The organism is Piscirickettsia salmonis LF-89 = ATCC VR-1361, assembly GCF_000297215.2.
GTDB lineage: Bacteria > Pseudomonadota > Gammaproteobacteria > Piscirickettsiales > Piscirickettsiaceae > Piscirickettsia > Piscirickettsia salmonis.
This window is the reverse complement of record NZ_AMFF02000012.1, coordinates 1-1,969: the sequence shown is the minus strand read 5'-3', so window position 1 is coordinate 1,969 and position 1,969 is coordinate 1. Positions and strand designations below refer to the sequence as shown.

The window sequence follows — 1,969 nt, the reverse complement described above, 5'->3', positions numbered from 1 at the left end:
TTCCGTTGATTCGCTACACCCTACTCAAATCTAAATTTTTTGTAAAGCTCTCCGCCCTGCTCTCTATCATCATAAATATAACGGTAAATCGTGCTTTCACTCACCTGGATATCATGCTCTCGTATAAGTTCCTGACTGATAACATCGGGGGATGTATGGGTGCTTAACCGTTGATGGATCAACATTTTTGCCTCCTCTGAAATTTGTCGAAAAGCTTGACCTTGCTTAGCGTTAGCTCGTTTTTCTTGTGCACAGCGAGAAGTAAGCCGGTGACAATAAAGACCTTTAAAATCGATTGGGGTGTGCCGTTTAATCTCACGGCTAATCGTGCCAGGAGAAAAGCCAAGTGCTCTAGCAATTGATCTGAGCGAGTCTCCCTCTGATAACCGTTGTTCGATATAAAAACGATCTTTTTCATTTAAGTGCCGATAAACCATCTCTACCCTCTAAGTCAAAAGGCGAACTAGAGAGTTTATCTGTATGAATATGAACTCTCTACTGAGTGTTGCACTTCAGATGACGGAGGGCGATGCTCATCGATAATTTCCCGCCCCAAAAGCTCTTCAATAATATCTTCTAAAGTAACCAACCCCTGCATAGTGCCATATTCATCGATAACCAACATAATCTGTAAGCGCTGATCGAGCATATCATTAAAGACTTTAGCAATAGAAAATTTATCCAGGGTAAAGGGAAGCTCACGTAAGTAATAAGACAATTGATTGTGATAATTACTACGCGCTGCTGCCAACAATAAGTCCTCTCGTATGACAAAATCAATGATATTATCTTGCTCTTCCTCATGAATGAGGATTCTAGAAAATGCAGTTTGATTATGTTTATGAAAAAACATTTCAACTGTCATCGTATTTGGCAAAGAAAATACCACAGTACGCGGCGTCATTACTTCTCGCACTAGTCGATCTTGCAAGCGCAATAAGTTTTTCACAATTAGATTTTCATCTCCAGTGATAATGCCTTTTTCTTTGTTTAATTCCGTCATTGCCAATAGCTCATCTTTACCAAAGCCAGTTAGCTCATTTTTTTTGTCAAACCTGAAGTTATTTTCTCTGAAATAAAAATAACTGGCATCATCAACCAGGTTAAATACCTTAAAAGATAAGCGGTCACTCCCGATAGTTTATCCCAATAATTCGCACCAATCGTTTTTGGAATAATTTCAGACAAAAACAAGACTAATATCGTTAAAACAACTGAAGAAACACCTAAATAATGGTCTCCATACAACACAGTCACCTGAGTACCCACACCAACGGCTCCAACAGTATGGCCAACTGTGTTTAATGTCAGCACAGCAGTTAATGGCTTATTTAAATCAGACTTAAATCCCGCTAATATTTTCCCTGCTTTTTTATTTTTAAGCAAAGCAATATGCGGCAAAGTCACACTAAGCAATACAGCTTCCAAAACCGAGCAGACAAATGAAGTTAACAATGAAAAAATCAAAAAACCAATTAATAAAGCCATATAAAAATCAACATAGCATTAATTTATCTAATTAAAGTTTAGCAACAAATAATCTAGAAAACCTCTTCTAAATCCATTTTTCATAAAAAATCCCACATAAATATTAATAACGCAAATCGTTTTCCTTTAATAAAAAAGATAAGGAAAAATAATTTAAATTTAATAATAAAATAATAAATGAAAAATGAACTTATTTTAAACATTAATTAATTTTTCAAGTTTATTAAAACGCCCTCCTTCAACTGATCAAGTTATAAAACATCTACATAATTATTTTCAATTTTTGACAACTATATTTTAAAAACTAAAAATAAAACAACCAAAATCACACCAAAAATAAAATCCACACAGATAATGCCTAGAAATTATAATTTATCTTAAGCAGCAATTTTATCCGCTCTATTAGAAGCTGTTTAAATCACTAATGACTAAACAGCTCTTAAAAATTCAGAATCAAAATTAAAAACGTAAGCGTCGCTAC

Annotated in this window: 2 protein-coding genes and 1 pseudogene; all 3 read right to left on the bottom strand. The window is 34.5% G+C overall.

The window, feature by feature from the left end:
* Positions 1-38 precede the first annotated feature (38 nt).
* A pseudogene (locus tag C200_RS01060) lies at positions 39-437 on the bottom strand (transposase); the annotation flags it as partial.
* 35 nt (positions 438-472) lie between these two features.
* Entirely contained in the window at positions 473-1,003 is a 531-nt protein-coding gene (locus tag C200_RS14390; RefSeq protein WP_016212306.1) for a CBS domain-containing protein, read from the bottom strand.
* Between the two features lie 29 nt (positions 1,004-1,032).
* Positions 1,033-1,488 carry a CNNM domain-containing protein gene (locus C200_RS14385; protein WP_016212310.1) on the bottom strand — a complete coding sequence of 152 codons (456 nt, stop codon included), beginning with the start codon at positions 1,486-1,488 and terminating at the stop codon, positions 1,033-1,035.
* Positions 1,489-1,969 lie beyond the last annotated feature (481 nt).